The organism is Wolbachia endosymbiont of Cylisticus convexus (assembly GCF_003344345.1).
Genome location: NZ_QPIP01000076.1, coordinates 1 through 7,372 on the forward strand (window position 1 = coordinate 1; position 7,372 = coordinate 7,372).

The window sequence follows — 7,372 nt, forward strand, 5'->3', positions numbered from 1 at the left end:
TACAAAGGTGTTAATGTTAAAACTATAAAACGCTTTATAGCAGGCAAAGGCAATGCAAGTAAGAGTGAAGTTATTGAAGCGATACGTGAAAAAAGTTTTTCACCTAGAGATGATAATGAGGCCGATGCTTTAGCTTTGATGTTCTACGTTATGAATTTTAGTAAAGATTTTAATGTATTAAAAACTCCATAAAAAGTGGGTCCTTTCAGCTAGGCTAGCGGGTTTGGTGGGTATGACCCCAGGCCTTCTTTAGCGTCAGAGATATTTTAATTATTAACTTTTTAATTAGTATAGCAATTATATGAATTTAGCAATCCACTACTATCCTATTCGAAATCTAGTTGAATATGAGCGTAATCCTCGTAAAAATGATGACGTAGTAAATAGAATGTGTGCTTCAATCAGGGAATTTGGCTTTCGTATACCAATAGTTGCAAAAAGCGATGGAACTGTGGTTGATGGTCATTTAAGACTTAAAGCAGCAAGAAAACTTGGTATGGAAAGTATTCCAGTGGTCTTAAGTGATAATCTAAATGAACCACAAACCAAAGCTTTTCGATTACTGGCAAATCAATCAGCTAATTGGGCAAAGTGGGATGATGAGCTTTTGAAAGTAGAAATTCAAGAGTTAGAAGATTTACAGTTTGATCTTAAAATGACTGGATTTGAATTAGAAAAAGTTCAACATTTCCTTGATGATTTAGATAGTGAAAAAGAAGATTTTTCTGACTTGGTTGGTGATGAAAAAAGGGTAGAAATAACAAAACCAGGGTATTTATGGATTTTAGGTGATCATCGAATCTATTGTGGTGATAGCTCTGTAGTTGAATCATATAAAGCGCTGTTAGATGATAAAATGGCAGACATTACTGTTTGTGATCCTCCATATAACGTTGATTATGGTAATAGCCAAGACAAAAAGGTATTAAATGATAATCAAGGTGAAAAGTATGAGCTTTTTCTCTATGGCATCTGTTCCCATATTTTAGCATATACGAAAGGTGCAATTTACATCTGCATATCATCATCAGAGTTTTCAACGTTGCAAAAAGTATTTGAGGAGGCAGGAGGAAAATGGTCAACATTTATCATTTGGGCAAAGAATCATTTTACGCTAGGCAGATCTGATTATCAAAGACAATACGAAGCAATGCTCTATGGATGGAAAAGCGGCAATAAACGTGAGTGGCATGGAGGTAGAAATCAAAGTGACCTGTGGTTTTATGATAAGCCAACACATAATACACTACATCCAACGATGAAGCCAGTAGAGCTAATGGAGAGAGCAATAGTAAACAGCAGCAGATCAGGAGACATAGTTCTTGATCCATTTAGCGGCTCTGGAAGTACACTGATTGCATGTGAGAGAACAGGAAGAATTTGTAGGACAATAGAGTTAGATTCAAAATTTGTAGATGTAACCATAAAACGTTGGCAAATATATACCGGAAGAGATGCCCTTTTAGCCAGTACTGGTAAAACTTTTGCAGAAATTCAAGAAGAAAATTCGTAGAAAAGAGGCAAAAAGAGTGGAAAAAATCACACAAACAGAATGGGCAAGAGAGATAGGAGTATCAAAGCAATATGTCTGTTATTTAGTAAAAAAAGGAATAGTTGAGTTGGAGGATGGACTCATTGACCGAGAACAAGCAAACAGGGCTATAGAAACAATCAGAGATCCAAGTCAACCACTGAGAAGAAAAAACTATTCAGAAAGCGGAGAAAAACTTTCCACGATGTTGCTTAAAACGCGAATAAAAAATGAAATGGAGCGAGGTAAACTTCTTGAGGCGAAAGCTAAGGCTGAGATAGGAGAACTTGTAGCAGTAGAAGAAGTAAAGCGCGATGCGTTTAATGTAGCAAGAGTTGTCCGTAATAATTTGCTTAATATTCCAAATAGAGTTTCAGCACTACTTGCATCACTGAGTGACACTGAAAAGATTCATATGGCGCTAACCGAAGAGATTACAAACTCATTACAAGAATTATCTAATATTAAGTTTTAAATAATGTCTGCTAACTTAAGTTTAGAATTAATAAAGTGTCTTATTAATCAACCAGGAGTGGATGTAAATGTTAGAGGATTAAATGGGAAAACCCCACTACATTATGCAGTAGAAATTAACGAGCTTAGTATGGTTGCGCTCTTACTAAATAGGAAAAATATTAATCCACTGATCACTGATGATAATGGTAAAAGTGCGCTGGATTGTGCAAGAGAAGAGATATTACAAGCACTAATCAATCACAAATATGGATTGGAGAAAGATAGCTTACTTCACTTAGCTGCGATGTTGAATGAAGCAAATGCTGTAAGGTTTTTACTCGACAAAGGGACTAATGTTAATGAGCAGAATGCTTTACTACATACACCGTTACACTTAGCGGCAGGAGCTGGGCATGAAGGGATAGTAGAAATTTTAATTAGAGAAGGAAATGCGGATAAAGATGTTCTTGACGTGAGAAATCATGCAGCAATGCATTATGCAGTAAACAACAAGAAGCTAGAAGTAGTAAAATTACTTTCAAATCTTGGTGCAAATGTTAACATAGCTGGTAGCGGCAGAAATGCAATGAAATTATCTCCTTTGCACGTAGCTATAAGTGGCAGTAATTACGACGAAAGAGACTTATGTTTAGATATTGTAAGATGCTTAATAAATGTTCCTAATGCTGGGGTTAACTTACAAGATTATGAAAATAAAACGCCACTACATTATGCTGAAAGGCTGAAAACAATAGAAGTTTTACTAACGCGAGAAGATATAGATCCTTTAATTAAGGATGATAATGGCAAGACACCATTTTGTTATGCAAAAGAAGCAAATAGATTAGATATAGTAAAGATTTTAGCAAGTAATAGATACGGAGCTGATAAAAACAGTTTGCTTCATTTAGCTGCCAGAAAAGGATATGAAGACCTAATAGACGGTATTCTTGGTGAAGGAGTTGAAATAGATGCTGTAGATGAGAGTGGAAAAACGGGAATTTATGTTGCTGCAAAGCATGGTCACTTTAACGTAGTAAAGTTGTTGCTAAAGAGAGGAGCAGATGCCACGGATGTTTTTCAGTATGCAATAATAACGAACAACGCAAAATTAATAAAATTACTGAGCAAAGAGAAGGAAATAGTGTTATTTGGAAGACAGAAGAACTTTCCAACATTTCATTTATTGAGCAATAAATATTTTGAAGAAAGGAAAATAGCAGACAAAAAAATAAAGAAATATATCAATATCGTCTGTGTTTCTATAACAGTATGTGCAATAGTGATAGTGGGAATTTACCCTAATATTATAGCTGTGGTAATGGTGGGAATAGTTGCGCTTATAGCTGCAATAGCAATGAGTAATTTAATTCAGAAGTATATAGAAGAAGCGCTTGAAAAGAAAATGTTTATTGAACTCGAAAGTGAGAAAACAAGTAGTCCTAATTTAAGTGATGTTATCTAATGATGGTGAAGAGCTAGCAATATGATATATGCCACATCTTTTTCTGAAGGTTTAAAACCAGATCCGCAACTTAAAGTATCAGAGTGGGCAAATGAGTATCGAGTTTTAGCAGCAACTGCAGCATCAGAGCCAGGTAAATGGAGAACAGAGAGAACTCCTTATTTAAAAGAAATCATGGATTCACTTTCTCCTTCTTCACCGGCTGAAAAAATAGTATTCATGAAAGGAGCGCAGATTGGAGGAACAGAAGCTGGTAACAATTGGATAGGCTATATCATAGATCAAACACCAGGTCCAATGCTAGTAGTACAGCCGACAGTTGAAATGGGAAAGCGTTGGTCAAAGGGAAGATTTGCACCATTAATAGAGAGTACTCCATGTTTAAAAAGTAAAGTAAAAGACCCAAGGTCAAGAGATTCAGGCAATACTGTACAAAGTAAGGAGTTTCCAGGTGGAATAGTTGTGATTACTGGAGCAAACAGCAGTGTAGGTCTCAGGTCTATGCCAGTAAAATATCTCTTTCTTGATGAAATAGATGCCTATCCAGGAGATTCAGGTGGTGAAGGAGATCCAGTGCTGCTCAGTATTGCTCGAACTAATACATTTGCACGGCGAAAGATTTTTTTTAGTATCAACACCATGGAATAAGCAGAATTGAGAAAGAATTTGAAGCAACAGATAAGAGATACTTTTTTGTACCATGTCCACATTGTAATTACTATCAAGTTCTAAAATGGTCACAAATAAAATGGGAAAACAACGACTCAAGAACAGCACATTATGTCTGCACTGAATGTAGCGGCAAAATAGAAAATCATCAAAAGACAGAGATGCTTGAACGTGGAGAATGGAGACCTACTAATAGAGTAAAAGGCGAGAAAAAAGGATTTCATTTATCAAGTCTTTATAGTCCAGTTGGCTGGTATAGTTGGCAACAAGCAGTAGAAGATTTTCTCCATGCAAAAGAAAGTGAACAATTACTGAAGGTTTGGATAAATACTACGCTTGGAGAAACCTGGGTAGACAAAGGAGAAGTACCAGATTGGAAGCAATTATTTAACAGGAGAGAATTTTTTCCCGTAGGCACAGTACCTAAGAGAGAAGTGGTACTTACTGCAGGTGTTGATGTTCAAAAAGATCGGTTAGAAGTAGAAGTTGTAGCATGGGGAAAAAGCCGTGAAAGTTGGTCAATAGACTACCGAGTATTTGAAGGAGACACAGGAAGTGGAGAAGTATGGAAAAAGCTTTCAGAGCTGTTAAATCATCATTTTATCGGTGAAAATGGGCTTGAATATATGATAAGTATGATGGCAGTTGATGCAGGATATGCAACACAGGAAGTTTACAACTGGGTAAGAGGTCATCAAGGGTCGGGAAGAGTAATGGCAGTAAAAGGTGTAAATAAAGCATTAGTACCACTTAGCAGCCCAAGTAGAGTAGATATAACAGTTGGTGGTCAAAAGCTAAAAAGAGGAATAAAGCTATGGCCAGTAGGAGTATCGATATTAAAGTCAGAGCTTTTTCAATTACTTAATATTTTTAAAGAAGAAGAGAAAGTGCCAGCAGGATATTGTCATTTTCCGGAGTATGCACCTGAATATTTTAAGCAGCTAACGGCAGAGCAATTAGTCAGCAAGGTAGTAAAAGGATACACCAAACAAGAGTGGCAAAAGGTAAGAGAAAGAAATGAAGTATTAGATTGCCGAATTTATGCGAGAGCAGCATCAATAGCACTGGGAATAGACAGATGGCCAGAGAGTAAATGGAATAGTTTAAGTGAAAAACCGGAAAGTAAAAAATCAAAGAAAATAGTCAAAAGCAAATGGATCAGCAAGTAATAAATGTATAACGAAGATTATTTAATTCAAGTCGAAGAAGCGATAAAGAAACTACAAAATGGAGAGAGAGTAGTATCAATTGCATATGGTGACCATGTTGTGAGATATGCTGAAGTCCAGATAAATGACTTGCTGAATCTACGGCAACGTATTAAGGCTGAGCTGAAAGTTGCAGGTGTGAGACCGAAGAGAAGAATTGTGATTGCGACAAGTAAGGGGATTGACAAAATTGTGTAAAAATGTTATAGTTTAAAATTGGTATTTTCTAGTTAAAATATGGATCAAAGTCAAGAAAGGCTTAATGTTAATGTAAATTTTGAGGGGGAATTTGCTCACTACCTTATAGAAATGGCAAAAGTTCAAAATAGAACTATAGAAGAAGTTGTAAAGGACCTAGTGGAAGAAGAAATTGAAGCAAGTAAATTATCTGAAGAAGATGATGAAATAGATGAAGTAGATATAAAGTTGGCTAAGCTTTCTCTTGAGCGTGATGCTAGAGGTGATGAAGAAATTAGAAGTGAGGATGTAGATTGGAATAGAATATTATCTGCAAAAACACTCTAAAGGTGGAGATACAAGCTGGGATACGATATTATCTATTCAAAAAGAGTTCTTGAGGAGGACTTTCTTGCATTACCACCAACGATAAGATCTAGAGTGAGAAGAGCTGTAGATAGTCGTCTTGCAACCAACCCTAAAGCAATAGGTAAAGCATTATCGCATGAATTCAAAGGGTATTTTAGGATACGAGTAAGTGATTATCGTGTAATTTATAGGATAAACTACTCAAAACACACAGTAACTATTACTGCAATGGGACATCGGAAGGACATTTATGAACGCAGCCCAGAATAAGCGTTGGTATTTGTGCAAGAGCTTCATGCATAATTTATAAAGTGTTAACAGCCAGACTCTCTAGCAGCTTGCTGTAATTTTTTAATGTCAAATTGTGCAACAAACTGCTGCATAATTAAAGAGGCAAAATGTTATTAAAATCATTCAAGCAACTATTCAATAAACCAAAACCAAAAAGTTCTGCATGGGATGCAGCAGGCTCAGGAAGAAGATTTTTTCACTTTCAACCAGAGTTAGGAAGTATAAACAATTTGCTGTCTCAAAGCCTTGAAACTTTACGTAGTAGATCACGTGACATGGTGAGAAAAAATCCATATGCAGCAAATATAATTGATACCATAGTGAGTAATTCTATTGGAACAGGAATAAAACCACAATCAAAAGCAAGAGATGGAGAATTTCGAAAGAAAGTGCAAGAGTTATGGCTAAAATGGACAGATGAAGCAGATAGCTGTGGAATAAGTGATTTTTATGGATTACAAGCTCTAGTATGCAGAAGTATGATAGAGGGAGGAGAATGTTTTGTACGTTTAAGAACGAGAAAGCTGGAAGATAGATTTTCTGTACCATTGCAACTTCAAGTATTGGAATCAGAGCATTTGGACAATAAGAGCAATCAAACACTAGCCAATGGTAATGTAATAAGAAACGGGATTGAGTTTAACAGGCTTGGGCAAAGAGAGGCATATTACCTATTTAAGGAACACCCTGGTGAAAGCACTTTTGGTGAATCAGTGAGAGTGCCAGCAAACGATGTTTTACATATCTATAAACCACTGAGACCTGGGCAAATTAGAGATGGCTTTCTAGTATACTGCTAAAGCTCTATGAACTTGATCAATATGATGATGCAGAATTAGTGAGAAAAAAGACAGCAGCGATGTTTGCAGGGTTTATTATGAGACTTGATCCTGAGGCAAATATTTTAGGAGAAGGTGAAAGTAATGAGCAAGGAGTAGCACTATCTGGACTGGAACCTGGAACAATGCAGCTTTTAGACCCAGGAGAAGATATAAAATTTTCAGAGCCGTCTGATGTTGGAGGAAGTTATGAAGCATTCATGAGACAGCAACTGAGGGCAATAGCAATAGGTACAGGGATAACATATGAACAGCTAACAGGAAGGTGTTAATTACTCATCAATCAGAGCAGGATTAATAGAGTTTCGTCGTCGATGCGCTATGCTGCAACATAACATTATGGTATTCCAATTTTGCAGACCAGTAT

At 36.4% G+C, this 7,372-nt stretch carries 5 protein-coding genes and 4 pseudogenes; all 9 read left to right on the forward strand.

Annotation, left to right across the window (positions count from 1 at the left end; all coding sequences use genetic code 11):
• Nucleotides 1-192, forward strand: a pseudogene (locus Wcon_RS07290) (Holliday junction resolvase); the annotation flags it as partial.
• A gap of 109 nt (nt 193-301) precedes the next feature.
• A complete protein-coding gene (locus tag Wcon_RS07295; protein WP_114517504.1) occupies nt 302-1,513 on the forward strand; it encodes a DNA modification methylase in 1,212 nt (403 codons plus the stop codon).
• A 16-nt stretch (nt 1,514-1,529) separates the two neighbouring features.
• Nucleotides 1,530-2,006, forward strand: a complete 477-nt coding sequence (locus Wcon_RS07300; protein ID WP_114517733.1) for a hypothetical protein — start codon at nt 1,530-1,532, stop codon at nt 2,004-2,006.
• 3 nt (nt 2,007-2,009) lie between these two features.
• A pseudogene (locus Wcon_RS07305) lies at nt 2,010-3,477 on the forward strand (ankyrin repeat domain-containing protein).
• A pseudogene (locus Wcon_RS07310) lies at nt 3,474-5,290 on the forward strand (phage terminase large subunit family protein). Before Wcon_RS07305 ends, Wcon_RS07310 begins: the two co-directional pseudogenes overlap by 4 nt.
• 3 nt (nt 5,291-5,293) lie before the next feature.
• A complete protein-coding gene (locus tag Wcon_RS07315) occupies nt 5,294-5,527 on the forward strand; it encodes a gpW family head-tail joining protein (RefSeq protein WP_114517730.1) in 234 nt (77 codons plus the stop codon).
• A gap of 39 nt (nt 5,528-5,566) precedes the next feature.
• Nucleotides 5,567-5,854, forward strand: a complete 288-nt coding sequence (locus Wcon_RS07320; RefSeq protein ID WP_114517731.1) for a hypothetical protein — start codon at nt 5,567-5,569, stop codon at nt 5,852-5,854.
• A 30-nt stretch (nt 5,855-5,884) separates the two neighbouring features.
• On the forward strand, nt 5,885-6,145 hold the full coding sequence (locus Wcon_RS07325; RefSeq protein ID WP_255565531.1) for a type II toxin-antitoxin system RelE family toxin: 261 nt from the start codon (nt 5,885-5,887) through the stop codon (nt 6,143-6,145).
• Nucleotides 6,146-6,273: 128 nt separating this feature from the next.
• Nucleotides 6,274-7,372, forward strand: a pseudogene (locus Wcon_RS07330) (phage portal protein); the annotation flags it as partial.